At 50.0% G+C, this 266-nt stretch carries 1 rRNA gene; it reads right to left on the bottom strand.

Features of this window, described 5'->3' with window-relative positions:
* A 23S ribosomal RNA gene (locus WFI24_RS34280) occupies positions 1-266 on the bottom strand; the annotation flags it as partial.

Below are 266 nucleotides of genomic sequence, written 5' to 3'. Positions count from 1 at the left end.
CTTCAAAGGCTCCCACCTATCCTGTACAGATCGTACCCAAATTCAATATCAAGCTGCAGTAAAGCTCCATGGGGTCTTTCCGTCTTGTCGCGGGTAACCTGCATCTTCACAGGTATTAAAATTTCACCGGATCTCTCGTTGAGACAGCGCCCAAGTCGTTACGCCATTCGTGCGGGTCAGAATTTACCTGACAAGGAATTTCGCTACCTTAGGACCGTTATAGTTACGGCCGCCGTTTACTGGGGCTTCGGTTCACAGCTTCGGGA

The organism is Paenibacillus sp. USHLN196 (assembly GCF_037144955.1).
Lineage (GTDB): Bacteria > Bacillota > Bacilli > Paenibacillales > Paenibacillaceae > Paenibacillus > Paenibacillus xylanexedens_C.
The sequence above is the reverse complement of the archived record's forward strand: the minus strand, read 5'-3'. Positions and strand labels throughout refer to the sequence as shown.